This window comes from Ornithinibacillus caprae, assembly GCF_009728145.1.
GTDB classification, from domain to species: Bacteria; Bacillota; Bacilli; order Bacillales; family Amphibacillaceae; genus Ornithinibacillus; species Ornithinibacillus caprae.
Window position 1 is genome coordinate 112,766 of record NZ_WOCA01000010.1, and the last position, 19,144, is coordinate 131,909.

Consider the following 19,144-nt stretch of genomic DNA (forward strand, 5'->3'; position numbering starts at 1 on the left):
CTATTAACCATCTTGAGAGCATTGTTTACGTTATTTCAATTAGTATTTCTTCATATTCACCATCAATTGTTATGTTATCAGGACCCTCAATCAAAACTGGAACTCGATGCTCTCCCTCATCAAGCCCTTCTACATCAATAGCTAATCGAAAGTCATCTGCGCTTAAGTTACTAACATCTTGTTCATTTCCTACTACGGTTATACTCATCTGTTCTTCATTTGGTTCAACAAACGAGATAGCTTGTCCATCTGCAAGATTCTCAACCTCAATGGTTACTGCTTCTATTATTCTTGTTTGTTCGAGCTCTATTGCTACATCAATTTGTTCCACGTTTGGTATCTGTACACCTTCTGGTAAGGCTAAGTTAACAGAAATTGTACCAGACTCAGTTATTTCAGATAAGTCAATTTCCTCTGTTGTCACTTCCTCAATATCAGCAAGTATTTGGCTAGTTGCAAATACTTCAATCTCTTCAATACTTGGCTCTATTGATATTAGGGAGTAGCCCTCCGGTAGTGTTCCCGAGGTAGAAACACTAACCGAAACAGATTTACTCGGATTATCAACTTCAGCTGATACACTAACATTTTCAGGTTCTACTCTGACTCTTAATTCATTTCCTTGACCATCATAAACATTAACAGGCACTTGCTGATCCTCAACAGATTCCGTTAGACCAGCTACATTTATAAACGCTTTAACAATACCTATTTGATCAATGACACTTTTTGAACTAGTTATCTTAACAGTACCTGGATTAACAGTAACTTCTCCAAGTTCATATCCTGCTGGAAGCTGGTCTTCATTAAGAATATCAACAGTCACATTAAATTCCTTGGTAGCTCGCTCTTCAATTGTTACATCAATAGTACTAGGATCGATTGTGGCATCTAATTCTGTAGGCACATTTTCATATTGTAATTCAACGGTGTGTTCTCCTTCACCAAGCCCTTCTAGGTTCACAAATACATCAAAATTACGCCCTCGAACTGTTGCATTTAATATACTGGTACTTGTACCCTCAAACGTAACATTCACAAATTCTGGAACACCGCTTACGACATACTTTTCATTATCAATTCGAATGTCTACAGGAACATTTTCAACCGTTTCCGCTTGAGGAGATGCACCTGGGAAGAATATCTTATTTTCATTATCTGTACCAGCTTGCTCCATCGCAACAAAAACGTACAACATGATTGCAAAAGCTAAGGATATCCCACGGACAAACCACTTACTATTAAACCATTTATCCATTATTCTTCCCCCTTATCTTTAATGTTTTTCTTTCAGGGGTTCTCAAATTTGGTGATAAATTCTCTTGTAAGTATTTACGTAATTCATCCAAGGTTAATTCTCTTCTTAGTTCTCCGTTTTTTGTACATGATATACTACCAGTTTCCTCTGATACAATAATTGTAAGTGCATCTGTTACTTCACTAATCCCCATAGCAGCACGGTGTCTTGTTCCTAACTCCTTTGAAATAAACGGGCTCTCCGATAATGGTAAATAACAAGCTGCAGCAATTATTTCATCTCCCTTAATGATAACAGCACCATCATGTAGCGGTGTGTTTGGAGTGAAAATGTTTGTTAGTAATTGGTGTGTTAACTTTCCATTAATCGGAATACCTGTTTCTGCATAATCTGCTATTCCTGTTTCACGTTCAATCGTAATAAGTGCACCTATCCGACGCTTTCCCATGTAATTACATGATTGAACAATATCTGTAATCATTTTTTCTAGTTCTTCTTCTTCTGATTTTGTACTTCTAGTGAAAAAGTTTCCTCTACCTAGTGTTTCAAGTGCTCTCCTAAGCTCTGGTTGAAATAAGATGACTATTACTAGAAAAAACCACGTAATAGCTTCACTTGTTAACCATTCAATTGTTGGTAATCCTAGAACCATACTAAGCATTCGTACAATTAAGACAACAACAATACCTTTTAATAGTTGGATTGCCTTTGTACCTCGTATTAGCATGATTAATTTATACAAAACATACCAGATGAGAGCAATATCCACGCCTATTCGCAATAGGTCTAATACATTTATTCCCCCATCAAGCATGTTCACACACCCTTTTATTCATGTACTTTTTCATCCCGTCTATAAATAATAACCTTATATATTATATCATATCTTATATTGTAACATGTTAGCCAATCAAAGAATAATTATTATTAACATGAACAAAAAACCTGGCTATTAACCAGGTTTTTATTCCCCTAATGAAAATATACTTTTGAAGAAGTTATTTAAATGATATAGGATCCAATCAAAAATTTGATTTACTTGTTTAAATTCACCATTTATATCTCCAGCTGAGGCTAATAAAACATCACCATTCATTGATTCTTCTTTTTTAAGAAGTTTACCGTTAATTAAGGTAACATCCCCTTCGACAGTACCTTCTATTTTTAGATTTCCATTTTTAACGACTAGATCGCCTTCCACTGTAACTCCCTCAGGAACTATTACAGTATCCCCTTTTATAATAATATCTTCTTGCTTAGATACTGTTAATTGCGAATCCTGTTCCCAAGCAGTGAATAGGCCACTAAACATTAAAACAAAAAAGATAGCTGCTGCAGTTACAACAGGATGCATTTTAAACCATCTGACATATTTCTTATGCTTCTTTTCTGTTGGGAGGTTTTGCATTACCTGTTTCGTAAAATTCTCGGGTGCTTTTACTTGTTCCACACTCTTTAACAACGTAATGGAACGTTTGAGCTCATGAAAATGCTTTTGGCAGGCTTCACAATCTTCCAAGTGGTTTCTTAGCTTCGTTTCATCTTCTTTCGTTAAGTCGTCATCTAAATATCCATGCATCAAATTGACAACATCTTTATCACATTTCAAGTGGATCACTCCTTTACACGTGGCGAAGCTTCTTGCGCAAAGCTTCCCTTCCCCGATGGATTCTAGTTTTAACTGTACCTAGTGGTATATCTAAGATGTCACTAATTTCCTGAAGGGAAAACTCTTCTAAATAACGCAACATAATAATACTGCGATATTTTGGAGGAAGATTTGAAATTTCATCTTGAATATAGCTTTGTAGTTCCATTCCCTGAACTTCTTCCTCTGGTAACCTTTCATTAGTTGCCAGTTGAGAATACATATCTAATCCATCCGTCCCTTTTACTTCCGCATCGAGATAATAATCTGGCTTTCGTTTTCGAATTCGGTCTATCGTTAGATTAGTAGCTATTCGATACAACCAAGTAGAAAACTTACGCTTTTCATCATAGGAATGGATATTAACATATGCACGGATAAATGCCTCCTGCGCTATATCCTCCGCCTCATGTGCATTTCCAAGCATTCGGTAACAATGCTGAAAGATTTTATCTTGATAATACATCACTACATCTTCATATGCAGCTTGATCCCCTTTTTTCACTTGTTTGATTTTCTCTCTTATCATTAGATCCATTTCTCGTACCTCCGCTAAGGATGCGGTATTTATACTACGAATCTATACTACAATAGGTTTCATTACAATGAAAGTTTTTTTATTTCCAAATAGGAAAATATTACTATTTTCAAAATAAATTAAAAAATTTTACATTTATTATTGAAATAATAGGTATTTTTACATATTATAGTATAATGGATAGACTAAAATGGAGGATATGGGAAAGTGGAAAATATCTTACTAAAGAAAATCGAGAAATGTCGCAGAGAAATGATTGCTTTAAGTTTCTCTCACGGATTAACATCCGAAGCAGTTGTTCAGACTAGCAAAAGATTAGACGCACTTCTTAATGAATACCAACGAAAAAAAGTAGGATAACTGCTAACACTTCCATGGTACTAACATAAGTAATAGGGTAAAAAAAGACTTAACTTTCATATGGAAAGTTAAGTCTTTTTTTAGATTCAAAAGTTATTATTTTAATTTTTCTCCAAATAACGATCCCATTAATCCAACAGCCATATCAGCTGTTTTATTTTTCTCATCTAATATTGGGTTAACCTCTACGAATTCCGCAGATGTTAATAGATCCGAATCAGCAAGCATTTCCATCGCTAAATGACTTTCACGATAAGTCATGCCCCCCATTACTGGAGTACCTACACCTGGTGCTTCTGTTGGATCTAATCCGTCAAGGTCAAGGCTTAAATGGACACCATCTGTTTTATTTTTCAAATAGTTAATCGTCTCTTCCATTACATAAGCCATTCCATTTCGATCTATTTCATGCATCGTAAAGACTTTTATTCCTTTTTCACGTATCAGTTCTCTTTCACCCGGATCAAGAGAACGCGCACCAACTATAACAATATTCTCTGGTTTCACTTTTGGAGCATAACCAAAAATATTCGTCAATTTTTCATGACCAATTCCTAAGCTTACAGCAAGTGGCATACCGTGAATATTGCCCGATGGAGAAGTCTCTCCAGTATTTAGGTCACCATGCGCATCATACCAGATAACACCTAAGTTTTCATAATACTTAGAGGTTCCAGCTAAAGTACCAATAGCAATACTATGATCACCACCAAGAATGAGTGGAAAACGATCCTTTTGAATTTCTTCATCGATCATTCTCGCTAATTGATCATTAGCTTCAATAACTTGATCTAAGTTCTTTAAATTTGTTCCATCGTTATAATTTATTTTTTGATCCGGTCTATTAATTGGTATATCACCAAGGTCATGAATTTCATATTTTAACTCTTGTAGTTTTTCTATTGCCCCTGCGTAGCGAATTGCACTTGGACCCATGTCTACTCCGCGACGGCTTTGCCCTAAATCCATTGGCACACCTATCATAGATATCTTTTTTTTCATTTTATTGCACCTCCACGATTATGTACTAATGCTAATTTCCACTATTTTTTCTATTAGCATTCCCGTTTCAACCTACTATATTTTAGCTAAAAATAAGAAACGACTCAACTGAACATTAAAATGTATATATATGCATTTAGTTCTACTGAACAAAAAAAATCAGGCGATAGCCCTATTTTCTATCAAGCCCGATTTCATTTTATTGAAGTAGCACCAATAGTCGATACTGTTAAATCTAATACCTTAATACCTACTTTTTCCCATGCTTGCTTTACGAGTAAAGCTTTTTCTTCAGATGGCATAAATGCTATTCCACAATCACCACCACCTGCTCCTGAAGGCTTTCCAGCTCCACCATATTGCTCAGCAATATCACATAATTTACGAAGTAACGGTGTCTCAATTTCTACATTAGCGCTTTTTCCTACATCTGCTAGCGCCTGACGATTTTGCTTTATACCTTTTAAAAGCAATGATAAGTTAGCATCCTTCATTCCAATTAAATAGTTATGAACTGCCGCTTCGCTTTTCGTAAGAAATACTTCATATTTTAAAGGATTATCTTCTTTTAGTTTAAGGAGTTCATTGACGAGCTTCTTCGTTGAAGCAGGTTTACCTGTCCACCCAATACAAATATGCAAATCCTTTGGAGCAGGTAAAGGTTGAATCGATAAAAAGGTCCAATCCATTTCTAACAACTCTGTTAATGTCTCAGACTGATCATATTTTTCTTTTAACCAATACGCCTGAAAAGAGGAATATTCTAGTATCCCACCATAACTAGATGCAGCAACATCTGCACCAGAACCATTCCCCTGTGTCGCCGCATGTGTAATAGCAGCTAACTTAAATAGTAAGTCCGCATCTGGTTTAGTTAGAAGATACCTTTCTAGAATTGAAGAGATAACGGATGTAACTACTGCTGCACTAGAACCAAGCCCGTATTTTACACCGTCATCATCTAACTCACTATTGATCGTCAATATAAATTTCTCTGGAACAACAGAACATTCTTTTAAATATCTTAAAGCAATAGCCATAGCATTTGCCACAAACTCTGTTCGCGCATCATCCGATCTAACCGCTATCTTTTGACCGTCAAAATTCCACTCTATCTTTTCTATCCCGAAATTTTCAAGTGTTAGTAGATTTTTGTCGTTATCTTGAATGGATGCATATACGTAGCGGTCTACCGCCATTACAGCTAGCTTATGATAAGGTTCTAAAACTGCAAATTCACCAGCTATCATTAATTTACCTGGTACTTTAACCGTCATAGACGTATTTGGCAAAACATTCAGCCCCCTATAGATAGGTTACTCCTTGCCCTGAACGACTTAATATGACGTCGGTAACACCAGGTATTTCACGGAGTGTTTGTTGTAATTTTTCTTCATTCTCTGGTAAGTAAAGCACTTTAACATTTGGGCCCGCATCAATTGTAAAATACGCAGGAATCCCATTATCCCTTAGCTTTTGTACTGTTTGCATAACTGCTAACGTTGTATCGTGCCAATAGGTAAACGGTGGATTTGCGCCTAATGTAGTTGCATGCATCTTTAAACAGTTAGCCTCTGCAATTCTACCTACTTTTTCAAAATCACGGTCCTTAATTCCTTGTTTAATTTCTGTTAAATCATTAGGAATACTATCTACCCAGCTAGAAAAGAATGGAGATGTTTCGACCGTCCGCCTCATCCCTTCTCGACTAGATACCTTTTTCATCTTTGCAGACAACACGACAGCTGCCACTCGAATATCCCAGTGATCTTTCGGTGCTACAGGTACCGCAAAAGAGTCTGAACCATCTTGTTGTGTACCTTTTTCCCACTCTGCAAACCCACCATATATGGAACGACAGGCTGATCCTGATCCCTGACGAGTTAAGCGAGACAATTCCTGATCAGTTATGTTCAATTGTAGTGCACGCGTTGCCGCTGCTGCTAATGCAGCAAACCCTGACGCAGAAGAAGCAAATCCCGCTGCGGTAGGCACTTCATTGATTGAACGAACCTCAGCAAACAATGTGTTCTTTTGAGCATAGTCGCGTATAAGATCCAGGAATGCCGTAACACGATTAAATTGCTGATCCGAGACAAGTTTATCATTCAGGTAAAATATATCCTCGGTTAAATCTTCGCGAAATTCAACCGTAGTTTTTGTATAAAAACCATCCAATGTTAAAGAAAGACTATTATTAGTAGGCAAAATTAATTTTTCGTCGCGTTTTCCCCAATATTTAATTAATGCAATATTTGTATGTGCTTTTGCGGTCGCCTTCATGTAAATCTCCTCTTCTAATTCCGCTGTAATTTAATCCTGTTTTCTAAGGACAAATGGCCAAACAGCATGGGCGCCAAATTTCTTTAGCTTTTCTGCAAGCTGCCTAGAATGCATTTCATTTTGAGCTAATGCAATAATACAACCGCCATTTCCACCGCCCGTTAATTTCGCCCCTAAGGCACCTTCTTGACGTGCAAATTGAATAAGCTTATTTAAGCCCGCATCACTAACCCCAAGTGTTTCTAGTTCTTTTTGTGCCTCATTTAGCATCTGTCCTAGAAAGTTCTTACCAGCCTTTTCCAATGCGTATTTAGCAGAATGAGTTAGTTCACCAATACGCTCCATCTTTGCATGAATTCGCTTCGGTGCCGTTTTTAATAAATGAGCTACCGACTCAACTGCTGAGCGAGTATCTCCAATTCTTCCAGAGTCTGCAACAATAAAATGAAAATCAGATCCTGGTTTTATATAATGGATTGGTGAATCCTTTTCAAACCACACTGGTGATTCTGAGGTAATGGTTAATGTATCAATTCCACTCGGTGAACCATGCGCAAATGTTTCTGCGATATCAGCAAAATGCAGTAATTCTTTTTCTGTATAGCTAACATCAGCATACGCAAATAATGAACGAATAATCGCAATAGCAACAGAGGCACTAGAACCTAATCCTTTACCAGGTGGTATCGATGATTTCACACGAATTACGAGATCTCTTTTAGGTAATTCGAGATGCTCTAATGTTGCCTCAATACTATTAACAATTCCCTCCAGTGTAATTGGAGCAGAGTCCATTGGACCTTGATAAAAGGTACTGTCAAAGGTAATTGGACCAGAAACTCGTTCGATAACTGATTCAACCCCAACTAATGGAAAAGGGATAGCGATAGCAGGTTGTCCGTGTACAACTGCATGTTCCCCAATCAGAATTAGTTTACTATGAGCTATACCAATAGCTGTTTTTTCCGTTGTTGTAACTTTTTCTATACTCATTTTGTATATTGTTCCACCAATTCTTTAGCTTTGCCCACACGGATTTCTTTTGCTTCTACTAATTTTTCAGCTATAATATCGATCATCTCCCCAGTAGCACCTGCTGCAATTGCAACAGAGCGTGAATGTAAAGCCATATGACCTTTTTGGATACCATCAGTTACTAATGCTTTTAAAGCACCAAGGTTCTGTGCTAATCCCACAGCAACAATAACCTCAGCGAGCTCTTGAGCTGAATCTACATTTAATATACTATGCGCAACCTTAGAAATTGGATGCACTCGTATTGATCCTCCTACAGTTCCAACGGACATTGGAAGCTCTAGTTCTCCAACTAAATTTCCATGGTCATCAACTGACCATGTAGTCATCGATCCATAATGTCCATAACGAGACGCATAAGCATGTGCTCCCGCCTCTACCGCCCGCCAGTCGTTTCCAGTAGCAATTACGATCGGGTCAATCCCATTCATTATCCCCTTATTATGGGTAACCGCGCGATAAGGATCTGACGCCGCAAATTCATAAGCGTGAACGATTCCATCACGTACTTCTTCACCCGAAAAACCCTTACTCTCTAATAATTGTGGAGGAATTACACAGGTTGCCTTAGCCAAACAGCGGTCTGCATAATTGGATAATATTCTTAAATAAACTTTTCCATTCGTAAGCTCTTCAACAGTGGGAGCCAATGCTTCTACCATTGTATTAATTACATTTGCTCCCATTGCATCACAAGTGTTTATATAAGCATGTAAAACAAGCATTTGCCCATAGGCAGATGTTGATTCTTCATTCAATATACGTACTTCGATGTCCTCTGCTCCTCCACCTCTAGCCAACATACTAGGATGTGCAGCGTTTGCTATATCAATTAATTGTTGTTTATGGTTTAAAAGTACTTCTTTGGCTAATTGAAAATTCGGACAACCGACAACTTGAATCTGACCAATCATTACTCGGTCTGTTGATTCTGTAGTAAAGCCCCCAGCTTCTCGAATAATCTTTGCCATATAACTAGCTGATGCAACAACAGAAGGTTCCTCAATTGCCATTGGTACTACATATTCTTTCCCGTTTATTAAAAAGTTCAATCCTAAACCTAACGGAAGTGGAAATGTTCCTATAACGTTCTCTATCATCTTATCAGCTGTTTCAAGTGGTAACGGATCACTAGTGAATAAACTTTCTATGTCTTCATCAGTTAACATATTTTTATTTGCTAATAGTTCTCTCCGTTCTTCTACAGTTTTATTATAGAAACCAGGTATTCTAGAAGAATTCATTTATACCATCCTTTATAGCATCTATTAAAAAAGATCGAAGTTAATATAATTATATCGTAACAAATATATTTTAGTATACTTAATTTACTTTATCTATTATGTTAAAAAAATGCCTAAAATGCAAATAAAACAAGGTTGCAAATATATTACAACCTTGTTTTCCTAAACATTCTATGTATTAATTTTTATATTTATAAAAAGATGGTGAGCCATGAAGGATTCGAACCTTCGACCCTCTGATTAAAAGTCAGATGCTCTACCGACTGAGCTAATGGCTCATATAATAATGAGTTCTCTAAGTTAGTATGTGTTCACGACAACCCCTACATCTACAAGCTTATTCAGAGATGTTATGTACTTCGGGGTTACTCGTAGCTTATTCGGTGGAAGTATTGCTCGTTGCTCTACCGACTATTGTGCTCGTCGTGTTATTAGCATATTCTGTGATGTAGCACTCCTCGCAAGCCTGCACATGGTAGCTTTTCAGTGATGTTAGCGGCTAGCTAATGGCTCATACTATCAATGGTATCTTTTAACACATGTTTTTAAGCAAAAAAAAATGGCTGGGCTACCAGGATTCGAACCTGGGAATCACGGGATCAAAACCCGTTGCCTTACCGCTTGGCTATAGCCCAACAATCAAATGGTGGAGGGGGGCAGATTCGAACTGCCGAACCCTGAGGGAGCGGATTTACAGTCCGCCGCGTTTAGCCACTTCGCTACCCCTCCGTATAAAGTTTAAACAGATTTATAAATATTATACATAAAAAATGGTGCCGGCCAGAGGACTTGAACCCCCAACCTACTGATTACAAGTCAGTTGCTCTACCAATTGAGCTAGGCCGGCATAAATGGTGGAGGATACAGGGCTCGAACCTGTGACCCCTTGCTTGTAAGGCAAGTGCTCTCCCAGCTGAGCTAATCCTCCATCATGGTGACCCGTACGGGATTCGAACCCGTGTTACCGCCGTGAAAGGGCGGTGTCTTAACCGCTTGACCAACGGGCCATTGTAAATAGGCTTGTTTCAGTCAACGAATTTTATTATATACAGATTCTCTCCCTTTGTAAAGAGAAAATCGATATTTTTTTTAAAAAATTTTCAATGCCTACAACCCTTGATATAACTGACTTACAGCAAGGTAAATTTATTACCCGAACCACTTCCCATAAATTGGAATAACCAATTCCATCTCACCTATTATCAACAAGTATTTGTTTTTAATACCTTTTAAAAGCCCGAACCCTTCATATTAGAGTTCGAGCTAATAATTTTATTAATTTTTCATTTTAGGATCAAGAGCATCCCTTAGGCCATCTCCAATTAAGTTAAAACCTAAAACAACCAGCATAATTGATACCCCAGGTACAATTAATGTCCATGGTGCTAACTGAATAAAGGCACGTGAACTTGCTAGCATTGCTCCCCACTCAGGAGTTGGTGGTTGCGCTCCTAAACCTAAAAACCCAAGAGCTGCCGCTTCTAAAATAGCGGTACCAAAACCTAACGTTGCTTGCACAATAATTGGCGCAATACTATTTGGTAATATATGATGAAAGATTAATCGGCCATTCTTCATGCCTTGGGCTTTTGCAGCCATAACAAATTCTTCTTCTCTTAGACTAATTACTTTTGAACGTACCAACCTACCAAATATCGGTATGTTAATAATTGCTATAGCTATTAAAGCATTTTCTAATGATGGTCCTAAGATTGCTACAATTGCAATTGCCAACAAAATACTAGGAAAGGCAAGTAAAATATCAAATATCCGCGAGATTATCATGTCAATCCAACGGCCAAAATAACCTGCTACAATACCTAATATTGTTCCAAATATAAGTGCTCCAGTAACGGCAAAAAATCCAACTTGAAGTGAAACTCTTGCACCATAGGCAATACGGGTAAAGATATCTCTTCCAATATCATCTGTTCCCAACCAATTTTCTGCTGACGGTGGCTGTAAACGATTGACAGGATCTGTTGCATCATATGAATAAGACGTGAGTAATGGAGCTAGTAATCCTAATAGTATAAAAAACACTATAATACCAAATCCAAAAAGCGCAAATCGATTTTTCCTTAATTGGCGAAATGAATCTCTCCAAGGAGATATCACTTTCATATCCTCTTGATCAAATTGTTGATTTGCTTTACTAGGGTTAGACTGTTCATCCACTGATTGCTTGTCTTTTTCTTTAATACTCAAGTTCGGCACCCCCTAATATTTAATCCTTGGATCAATATATTTATATAGCAAATCCACAATTAGATTAATCATGACAAATATGAATGCAATTACTAATATTCCAGATTGAATCACCGGATAGTCTCGGTAGGAAATTGCTTCATATACATAGCGTCCTATACCTGGCCAACTAAAAATAGTTTCAGTTAATATCGCTCCACCTAATAGAACTCCTGTTTGCAGCCCTATTACTGTTAACACTGGAATTAGAGCATTTTTTAATGCATGTTTATAAATAACAAGAAATTGACCAGATCCTTTTGCCCTTACAGTACGAATGTAATCCGATTTCATTACCTCAAGCATGCTTGAACGAGTCATCCTTGCAATGATCGCCATCGGAATCGTACCTAATGCAATACTAGGTAACACTAAGTGTTTGAGGTTTGTAATTGTTCTTGCAAAATCTAAATGAATTAGTGAGTCTAACACATAAAAATACGTAATTGGCTCCATTGGGTCCCGATTATTTTGTCTTCCACTAGATGGGAACCAGTCCAATTGTTGCGCAAATATCCACTGTTCCATTAATGCAAGCCAAAATACCGGCATAGATACCCCGATTAATGCAAATAACATAGCTAAAAAGTCAAACCAAGAATTTTGTTTCCATGCACTAATAATTCCTGCATTTACACCTATGAATACAGCAAATAACATGGCGAAAATTGTTAACTCGAAAGTAGCTGCTATGTATGGCCAAATTTCACTAGAGATAGGTGACTTTGACCGTAAAGACGTCCCTAAATCTCCTTGGAGTAAATCCGTTATATAAATGGTGTACTGTACAGGATACGGTTTATTTAAACCCATACTCTCCTCTAAGTCCTGTATAGCTGTTGCAGTAGCTGTTTCCCCTAGAATAACCTGAGCAGGATTACCAGGTATTAAATGTACAATGGAGAATGTTATTAAGGTCATTCCAATTAGTACTGGAATGAGCATGAGTAAGCGTCGCATCGTATAGGCAAACATATTTTCACCCCAGTTCTTTTATGTTATCGCTGCCTTTTAAAATGGAAGGGTAGTAGAAAGACTACTACCCTCAATTTTTAATTCATTAGTTTTGAAGCTCTACTTCAGCTAATGATTCACTTGTAGATGGATGTGGTACATAGTTCACTACAGAACTTGTTGTTGCTAATACAGGTGTAGAATGAACTAGAGTTACCATTGGTGAATCTTCTGCAATAAGTTCTTGTGCTTGCTTATAAAATTCCGCTCTTTCATCTTGATCAATTGCTACTTTAGCTTGATCTAACAATTCATCAACTTCATCATTTTCATAGAAAGTACGGTTACTACTTCCGACATTACTTCCATGTAAAAGACTGCTTAAGAAATAATCCGGATCTCCATTTGTACCAGACCAACCAAGCATAAACATTTGTTGTTCACCTTGTAAGGTTTTTTCTAAATACGGAGCCCATTCCTCACGTACAATTTTTACTTCTATACCAATATCCGCTAAGTTACTTTGAACAATTTCTGCCACTGTTTCAGGGTCGGGCATATATGGACGAGCTACAGGCATTGTCCATAATTCAATCTCTAAACCATCTTCATAACCCGCTTCAGCCAATAATTCTTTTGCTCTGTCTAGGTCATATTCATATTCAACCACTTCATCGTTATACCCCATATAGCTTGGTGGTAGTGGATTCTTTGCAGGATTTGCATATCCAGCATATAACGCTTCAGCTATTGCTTCACGATCGATAGCATGATTAATTGCTTGGCGAACTTCTAGTTGATCTAACGGCTCTTTTTGTACATTAAATCCAACATATCCGAAATTGTTCTCTGCACGAGTATGCAATACTAAACTATCATCAGATTCCACGCCAACTGCATCATCTGGATTCAAACCATCCATGATATCTATTTCTCCAGAACGTAAAGAAATCAAACGTGCTGCATTATCAGGTATTACTTCGAATACTACTCGATCAAGCTTTGGAAGACCTTCAACTCGGTAATCTTCAAATTTTTCTAGTGTTAAAGAATCATCTTTACTCCAGTTCACAAATTTGAATGGACCAGTACCTACTGGATTTTCATTAATTGCTGCTCCATACTCTTCAAGAGCTGCTGGAGAAGTTATTGCAAAATATGTCATCGCCATATTTTGCAGGAAGAATCCTAATGGACGACTAAGAACGAACTCAATTTCATGATCGCTTACTACATTAATTTCTTGAATAACATGACCCTCATCACCTTTAAAGCCACCAAACATGGTTCCATACATCGAATATACATAACCATCATCAGTAAATGCATATTCATGTTCTGGATCTGACCAACGTTCGAAGTTAACTTTTACAGCTTCAGCATTGAAGTCAGTTCCATCATGGAAGGTTACACCTTCCTCTAAATAGAATGTGTATGTTAATCCATCTTCTGACACATCCCAGTCATGTGCTAATGCAGGTTTTACTTCGAAAGACTCCTTGTCAAACTCTAGTAAGCTTTCTAAAACCTGTCTTGTAACCCTAGAGGATTCCCCATCGGTTGTACTACCAGGATCTAAACTTTCAGAATCCCCACCACGAGCAAAGATTAATACTTGTTCTTCCCCGTCATCTTCTGTAGCATCTGATTCATCAATGTCCTCTGTTTCAGAACCATTTTCAGTTGGTTCATCGTCTGTCTCTCCTCCTGTTGCTGAACCATCACCACTACATGCACCTAGAACTAAAATAAGTGCTAGTAATAAAGTGATTAAAAAAGAAAATTTCAATTTCATGCTTTTTCCCCCTTATTTTTGGATGAATAATATTTAATATTTTATTGCACTGCCGGGCCATATAAATGACAGGCAACAAAATGATTATCTTCAATTTCTTCAAATTGTGGTCTAACTTCCTTACAGACATCCATCGCTAACGGACACCTTGTATGAAATGCACAACCTGAAGGTGGATTCGATGGACTTGGAACATCTCCTTTTAAAATCATTCTATCTTTCTCAACATCTGGATCTGGAAGTGGTACAGCCGATAATAAAGCTCTTGTATAAGGATGCTTAGGGTCATCATACAGTTTATCTTTATCGGTTAATTCGACCATTCTACCTAAGTACATAACTCCTACCCGGTCACTAATATGTTTAACAACACTCAGATCGTGGGCAATAAATACATAAGTTAAGTTGAATTGATCTCGTAAATCTTCCATTAGATTTAAAATTTGAGACTGAACAGAAACATCTAGGGCCGAGACCGGTTCATCACAAATAATTAGTTTCGGGTTATTAGCTAATGCTCTAGCAATTCCAATTCGTTGTCTTTGCCCTCCACTAAATTGGTGAGGATACCTCGAAGCATGATAACCACTTAGACCTACAACTTCCAAAAGCTCTTTAACCCGCTCTTTACGTTCCTTCGTATTTTTCATACCATGTATTAGAAGTGGTTCACTAATTATTTTTTCAACAGTATGTCTAGGGTTTAAGGAAGCATAAGGATCTTGAAAAATTATTTGCATATTGCGTCTTAATTTCCGCATCTCCTCATCACTTAATTTCGTGATTTCCTGATCCTCAAATTTTACTTCTCCCTCTGAAGGTTCAATCAATCGTAAAATAGACTTTCCCGTAGTAGATTTTCCACAACCTGACTCCCCAACAATTCCTAATATCTCACCAGACATAACAGAGAAAGATACGTCATCGACAGCCTTTACCTCTCCTATCTTTCTGCCAAAAACGCCACCCTTTATATCAAAATATTTTTTTAGTCCATTAACTTCCAATATTGGCTTCTGCATCTTTAACTACCTTCCCTTCTGCATCGTCAGATAAGAAACAACGACTTAGACGATTATTTTCTAAGGAAAATAGCTCTGGATTTTCCTGATAACAGCGTTCATGAACAAAACGACAACGATCACGGAAGCGGCAACCTACCATTCCCATTTTAGGTTTAGGAACCGTTCCTGGGATCGAATATAGCTTTTGATCCTTTTCATGTAATTTGGGTAATGATCGTATTAAACCTTGGGAATAGGGATGTCTAGGATCCTTTAATATTTCTCTTGTGGTACCTTCCTCTACTACCTGACCTGCGTACATAACAACGACTCGGTCACAGATTTCAGCAACAACTCCTAAGTCATGAGTAATTAATAGAACCGCTGTCTCTTTTTCCTCATTTAACTTTTTCATAAGGTCTAAAATTTGCGCTTGAATAGTCACATCTAAAGCCGTTGTCGGTTCATCAGCAATTAATATTTCGGGATCACAAGCCATTGCGATAGCAATCATTACACGCTGTCTCATTCCTCCAGATAATTGATGAGGATAATCATTCATTACCTCTTCTGCTCTTGGAATTCCCACTAGTTTTAACATTTCAACCGACTTTTGATTTGCTTCCTTTTTGGAAACTTTTTGATGTATTCGAATAGCTTCTCTTATTTGATTTCCAATTGTAAATAATGGATCTAACGAAGTCATAGGCTCTTGAAAAATCATAGAAATTTCATTGCCTCGTATTTGTTTTATCCGTTTATTTGAGGCATGAACAAGGTTTTCTCCCTTAAAATCAATTGTCCCACTTACAATTTTTCCAGGTGGACTTGGAATTAACTGCATAATTGACAAGGAAGTAACACTTTTTCCACACCCAGACTCACCAACAATTCCGACCACTTCTCCCTTTTTAATCGAAAGACTTACCCCATCTACCGCCGGAATCTCACCATTATCTGTAAAAAAGTGAGTATGTAGATCTTTTATTTTCAATATTTCCTCTGTCAACCTAATACGCCCCCCTTTGCTGCATCGATATCTCTTTTTGACCTTTAAACTAGCTTATTATAAGATCACTGTTCATATTACTAAGATAAAAAATATAACTTAGAAAACTACTTTATAATAAGACCTACCACCTTTTGCGTTTTGCCTTAACAACAGATATTCAACATATAATGGATTAACTCCTGCTATTTGTCGAAAGAATACAAAAGTTCCTAATATTCGACAGGAATATTATAATTTATTGTTAGATTATGTCGAAAATAAGATATTGGTTTCTTCAACGAAACATGTTAGGTTATAATGGATAATGAAAACTAGTTGGAGGTGTAATAATGTCTGGATTATTACAAGGTAAAAATATTGTAGTAATGGGTGTTGCTAACGAACGAAGTATTGCCTGGGGAATTACAAAATCTCTACATAATGCTGGCGCAAATCTAATTTTTACAAATAGACAGGAAAGATCTTATAATAAATTACTAAAGCTACTAGAAAAAAATGAAATAGATGCAAAGTTAATCGTGACATGTGATGTAGCTAGTGATGAAAGTATTGCCTCTGCCTTTAATGAAATTAAGGAAAACGTTGGTGTAATACATGGTTTAGTGCATGCTGTTGCATTTGCTAATCGTGATGAGCTTAAAGGAGAATATGCCGACACTTCACGTGAAGGATTCCTTTTAGCACAAGAAATAAGCGCTTATTCACTTGTAGCTGTTACAAAAGCTGCAAAAGAATTAATGACTGAAGGAGGAAGTATCGTTACTCAAACCTACCTAGGTGCAGAACGAGTAATTCCTAATTATAATGTCATGGGTGTAGCAAAAGCTTCCCTCGAGGCCAGTGTAAGATACCTAGCGGAAGATGTAGGTAAATACGGAATTCGTGTTAATGCAATTTCTGCAGGTCCAATACGCACATTAGCAGCTAAAGGTGTATCTGGATTTAATGAAAAAATGGGTATTGTAGAAGAAAAAGCTCCATTACGTAGAAATGTAGACCAAGATCAGGTTGGAGATGCAACAATGTTCTTTATTAGTGATCTTTCAAGAGGAATAACTGGTGAAGTTCTACATGTTGATTCTGGATTTAATATAATTGGCGGTTAATTTAATTTCATAGTGGACATAAAAGTAACAGACGCTTACATTTTACCTTTTGTAAGCGTCTGTTTTAGTATAGAAGGGATTGGATTTTTTGCAAAAGTGGTTTGAAAATGTATCTCAATATCCTTTTGAACTTTTTAGCTTAAGTCATATCATTATTATTGTTACTCATATACTTGGCATCATTATTTTATTGGTTTTTGTGAAAAAACTTCCTATAAAAACCATTTACATCATTCGATGGGGATTATTCTTTTTATTAATTTTTTCTGAACTAAGTTATCAAACTTGGGGAATATATAATGAAGCTTGGAATCCTAGGGAATTCCTACCATTGCAGCTATGTAGCATTTCCGGGGTAATAGCTATTTTAGCCTTATTAACCCAAAACCAAAAGTTAATTCAAATTACGTTTTTTATAGCTATTTTCCCTGCATTTTTAGCCGTAATCACACCTGAGTTATTTCATGGTTTTCCACACTTCCGTTTTTGGCAATTCTTTATTCATCATTTAGTTCTCTCTTGGGCTGGTATCTTTCTTGTTGTAACTAATAATGTAAATATATCATTAAAAATCACATTAGAAATCTACACCTATTTGTTCGTTTATGCAGGCATTATAGGTTTTCTCGTTAATCCATTATTTAATGCAAATTTCTTATTCCTCGCAAAATCACCGTCAGCAAACACTCCTTTAGAGTTTCTAGGAGTAGGTTTATGTTATTATGTTAACCTTTGTTTAATTGGTTTAGGATTTTTCTTATTACAGTTAGGTATCTACAAAATAATGGTACGTATATACCATAGAGGTCATTATTTTGAAAACCTAAGAATTATAAAAAAGGATTGAGGTAATTCCTCAATCCTTTTGATTCTAAAAGCTTCCAAGCGGACTTGAACCGCTGACCCCCACCTTACCATGGTGGTGCTCTACCGACTGAGCTATGGAAGCATATTCATTAATACAAAAAAATGGCTCCACAGGTAGGATTCGAACCTACGACCGATCGGTTAACAGCCGATTGCTCTACCACTGAGCTACTGTGGAATATATAATATAAGTATGTTTCTTTACGCTATTCCTTACCCCTACATCTTCTAGATTATTCAGGAAGCATTGTGCTTCGGGGTTACTCGTAGCATATTCGGTGGAAGTATTGCTTGTTGCTCTACCACTGAGCTACTGTGGAATAATAATAAAGGTAATATTAAAGTAGTGACCTTTTATATTATTACCAAAGTCACTTATCATATTCATAATCTAAAGGTATTAGCTATCTAAATTTATTGGTAAATGTATTTTATCATATTTTAAAATAAATATACATATAGAAAATATGCCTGGCGGCGTCCTACTCTCACAGGGGCAAAGCCCCAACTACCATCGGCGCTGAGAAGCTTAACTTCTGTGTTCGGCATGGGAACAGGTGTGACCTTCTCGCTATCGCTACCAGACATACACATATATGTCATTCATGTTAAAAGAGTTTGTACCCTAAAAACTAAATAAGAAGTAAACAACGAATCAAAAATGTGTTAGTTAAGTCCTCGATCGATTAGTATCCGTCAGCTCCACGTGTCACCACGCTTCCACCTCGGACCTATCAACCTCATAGTCTCTGAGGGATCTTACTCACTCGAAGTGATGGGAAGTCTCATCT

17 protein-coding genes, 8 tRNA genes and 2 rRNA genes are annotated in these 19,144 nt (G+C 37.0%); 3 read left to right on the forward strand and 24 right to left on the reverse strand.

Annotated features, from left to right (window positions below; all coding sequences use genetic code 11):
• Positions 1 to 25 precede the first annotated feature (25 nt).
• The 4 genes from GMD78_RS13260 to sigW all read right to left on the reverse strand — a co-directional run bounded on the left by GMD78_RS13260 (position 26) and on the right by sigW (position 3,444).
• Entirely contained in the window at positions 26 to 1,258 is a 1,233-nt protein-coding gene (locus tag GMD78_RS13260) for a CdaR family protein (protein WP_155669296.1), read from the reverse strand.
• Positions 1,251 to 2,072 (reverse strand): diadenylate cyclase CdaA, encoded by an 822-nt coding sequence (cdaA, locus tag GMD78_RS13265; protein WP_155669297.1) that lies wholly within the window; start codon positions 2,070 to 2,072, stop codon positions 1,251 to 1,253. The genes GMD78_RS13260 and cdaA overlap by 8 nt, the downstream gene beginning before the upstream one ends.
• Before the next feature lie 150 nt (positions 2,073 to 2,222).
• A complete protein-coding gene (locus GMD78_RS13270) occupies positions 2,223 to 2,876 on the reverse strand; it encodes a zf-HC2 domain-containing protein (protein ID WP_343042309.1) in 654 nt (217 codons plus the stop codon).
• 4 nt (positions 2,877 to 2,880) lie between these two features.
• Positions 2,881 to 3,444, reverse strand: coding sequence for an RNA polymerase sigma factor SigW (gene sigW / locus GMD78_RS13275; RefSeq protein WP_155669299.1), 564 nt, complete (start codon positions 3,442 to 3,444; stop codon positions 2,881 to 2,883).
• Between the two features lie 207 nt (positions 3,445 to 3,651).
• Here sigW and GMD78_RS13280 point away from each other — a divergent pair, with 207 nt between their 5' ends.
• On the forward strand, positions 3,652 to 3,804 hold the full coding sequence (locus tag GMD78_RS13280) for a Spo0E family sporulation regulatory protein-aspartic acid phosphatase (RefSeq protein WP_343042310.1): 153 nt from the start codon (positions 3,652 to 3,654) through the stop codon (positions 3,802 to 3,804).
• 96 nt (positions 3,805 to 3,900) lie between these two features.
• Here GMD78_RS13280 and rocF read toward each other — a convergent pair whose 3' ends face one another.
• The 16 genes from rocF to GMD78_RS13360 all read right to left on the reverse strand — a co-directional run bounded on the left by rocF (position 3,901) and on the right by GMD78_RS13360 (position 16,377).
• Entirely contained in the window at positions 3,901 to 4,806 is a 906-nt protein-coding gene (gene rocF, locus GMD78_RS13285) for an arginase (RefSeq protein WP_155669300.1), read from the reverse strand.
• A 194-nt stretch (positions 4,807 to 5,000) separates the two neighbouring features.
• Positions 5,001 to 6,098, reverse strand: a complete 1,098-nt coding sequence (locus tag GMD78_RS13290) for a phosphomevalonate kinase (protein WP_196493819.1) — start codon at positions 6,096 to 6,098, stop codon at positions 5,001 to 5,003.
• 13 nt (positions 6,099 to 6,111) lie between these two features.
• Entirely contained in the window at positions 6,112 to 7,089 is a 978-nt protein-coding gene (gene mvaD, locus GMD78_RS13295) for a diphosphomevalonate decarboxylase (protein WP_155669301.1), read from the reverse strand.
• A 30-nt stretch (positions 7,090 to 7,119) separates the two neighbouring features.
• A complete protein-coding gene (gene mvk, locus GMD78_RS13300; protein ID WP_155669302.1) occupies positions 7,120 to 8,082 on the reverse strand; it encodes a mevalonate kinase in 963 nt (320 codons plus the stop codon).
• On the reverse strand, positions 8,079 to 9,368 hold the full coding sequence (locus GMD78_RS13305; RefSeq protein ID WP_155669303.1) for a hydroxymethylglutaryl-CoA reductase, degradative: 1,290 nt from the start codon (positions 9,366 to 9,368) through the stop codon (positions 8,079 to 8,081). The genes mvk and GMD78_RS13305 overlap by 4 nt, the downstream gene beginning before the upstream one ends.
• Before the next feature lie 202 nt (positions 9,369 to 9,570).
• Positions 9,571 to 9,646 (reverse strand) — tRNA-Lys (locus GMD78_RS13310).
• Between the two features lie 282 nt (positions 9,647 to 9,928).
• A tRNA-Gln gene (locus GMD78_RS13315) sits at positions 9,929 to 10,003 on the reverse strand.
• Positions 10,004 to 10,012: 9 nt separating this feature from the next.
• Positions 10,013 to 10,097 (reverse strand) — tRNA-Tyr (locus GMD78_RS13320).
• 42 nt (positions 10,098 to 10,139) lie between these two features.
• Positions 10,140 to 10,215, reverse strand: a tRNA-Thr gene (locus GMD78_RS13325).
• Between the two features lie 5 nt (positions 10,216 to 10,220).
• Positions 10,221 to 10,296, reverse strand: a tRNA-Val gene (locus GMD78_RS13330).
• Positions 10,297 to 10,300: 4 nt separating this feature from the next.
• Positions 10,301 to 10,375 (reverse strand) — tRNA-Glu (locus GMD78_RS13335).
• 268 nt (positions 10,376 to 10,643) lie between these two features.
• Positions 10,644 to 11,492 carry an ABC transporter permease gene (locus GMD78_RS13340; RefSeq protein WP_155669317.1) on the reverse strand — a complete coding sequence of 283 codons (849 nt, stop codon included), beginning with the start codon at positions 11,490 to 11,492 and terminating at the stop codon, positions 10,644 to 10,646.
• Positions 11,493 to 11,588: 96 nt separating this feature from the next.
• The gene (locus GMD78_RS13345) at positions 11,589 to 12,590 is read right to left on the reverse strand and encodes an ABC transporter permease (protein WP_155669304.1); all 1,002 of its coding nucleotides are present in this window, start codon (positions 12,588 to 12,590) and stop codon (positions 11,589 to 11,591) included.
• 85 nt (positions 12,591 to 12,675) lie between these two features.
• Entirely contained in the window at positions 12,676 to 14,364 is a 1,689-nt protein-coding gene (locus GMD78_RS13350) for an ABC transporter substrate-binding protein (protein ID WP_155669305.1), read from the reverse strand.
• Between the two features lie 41 nt (positions 14,365 to 14,405).
• A complete protein-coding gene (locus GMD78_RS13355; RefSeq protein WP_155669306.1) occupies positions 14,406 to 15,386 on the reverse strand; it encodes an ABC transporter ATP-binding protein in 981 nt (326 codons plus the stop codon).
• Positions 15,361 to 16,377, reverse strand: coding sequence for an ABC transporter ATP-binding protein (locus GMD78_RS13360; RefSeq protein ID WP_155669307.1), 1,017 nt, complete (start codon positions 16,375 to 16,377; stop codon positions 15,361 to 15,363). Before GMD78_RS13360 ends, GMD78_RS13355 begins: the two co-directional genes overlap by 26 nt.
• A 332-nt stretch (positions 16,378 to 16,709) precedes the next feature.
• Between GMD78_RS13360 and fabI the strand changes: the two genes are divergently transcribed.
• Positions 16,710 to 17,486 carry an enoyl-ACP reductase FabI gene (gene fabI / locus GMD78_RS13365; RefSeq protein ID WP_155669308.1) on the forward strand — a complete coding sequence of 259 codons (777 nt, stop codon included), beginning with the start codon at positions 16,710 to 16,712 and terminating at the stop codon, positions 17,484 to 17,486.
• An 88-nt stretch (positions 17,487 to 17,574) separates the two neighbouring features.
• A complete protein-coding gene (locus GMD78_RS13370) occupies positions 17,575 to 18,333 on the forward strand; it encodes a YwaF family protein (protein WP_196493820.1) in 759 nt (252 codons plus the stop codon).
• A gap of 29 nt (positions 18,334 to 18,362) precedes the next feature.
• Here GMD78_RS13370 and GMD78_RS13375 read toward each other — a convergent pair.
• The 4 genes from GMD78_RS13375 to GMD78_RS13390 all read right to left on the reverse strand — a co-directional run.
• Positions 18,363 to 18,435 (reverse strand) — tRNA-Thr (locus GMD78_RS13375).
• Between the two features lie 21 nt (positions 18,436 to 18,456).
• Positions 18,457 to 18,531 (reverse strand) — tRNA-Asn (locus GMD78_RS13380).
• A gap of 291 nt (positions 18,532 to 18,822) precedes the next feature.
• Positions 18,823 to 18,938: ribosomal RNA gene (rrf, locus tag GMD78_RS13385) — 5S ribosomal RNA — on the reverse strand.
• Between the two features lie 81 nt (positions 18,939 to 19,019).
• Positions 19,020 to 19,144, reverse strand: a 23S ribosomal RNA gene (locus tag GMD78_RS13390); the annotation flags it as partial.

Coding starts and splice junctions, on each gene's coding strand:
- cdaA (WP_155669297.1), bottom strand. CDS start 2,072: ATGCTTGATGGGGGAATAAATGTATTAGACCTATTGCGAATAGGCGTG.
- GMD78_RS13305 (WP_155669303.1), bottom strand. CDS start 9,368: ATGAATTCTTCTAGAATACCTGGTTTCTATAATAAAACTGTAGAAGAA.
- GMD78_RS13260 (WP_155669296.1), bottom strand. CDS start 1,258: ATGGATAAATGGTTTAATAGTAAGTGGTTTGTCCGTGGGATATCCTTA.
- mvk (WP_155669302.1), bottom strand. CDS start 8,082: ATGAGTATAGAAAAAGTTACAACAACGGAAAAAACAGCTATTGGTATA.
- fabI (WP_155669308.1), top strand. CDS start 16,710: ATGTCTGGATTATTACAAGGTAAAAATATTGTAGTAATGGGTGTTGCT.
- GMD78_RS13345 (WP_155669304.1), bottom strand. CDS start 12,590: ATGTTTGCCTATACGATGCGACGCTTACTCATGCTCATTCCAGTACTA.
- GMD78_RS13340 (WP_155669317.1), bottom strand. CDS start 11,492: ATGAAAGTGATATCTCCTTGGAGAGATTCATTTCGCCAATTAAGGAAA.
- rocF (WP_155669300.1), bottom strand. CDS start 4,806: ATGAAAAAAAAGATATCTATGATAGGTGTGCCAATGGATTTAGGGCAA.
- mvaD (WP_155669301.1), bottom strand. CDS start 7,089: ATGAAGGCGACCGCAAAAGCACATACAAATATTGCATTAATTAAATAT.
- sigW (WP_155669299.1), bottom strand. CDS start 3,444: ATGGATCTAATGATAAGAGAGAAAATCAAACAAGTGAAAAAAGGGGAT.
- GMD78_RS13355 (WP_155669306.1), bottom strand. CDS start 15,386: ATGCAGAAGCCAATATTGGAAGTTAATGGACTAAAAAAATATTTTGAT.
- GMD78_RS13350 (WP_155669305.1), bottom strand. CDS start 14,364: ATGAAATTGAAATTTTCTTTTTTAATCACTTTATTACTAGCACTTATT.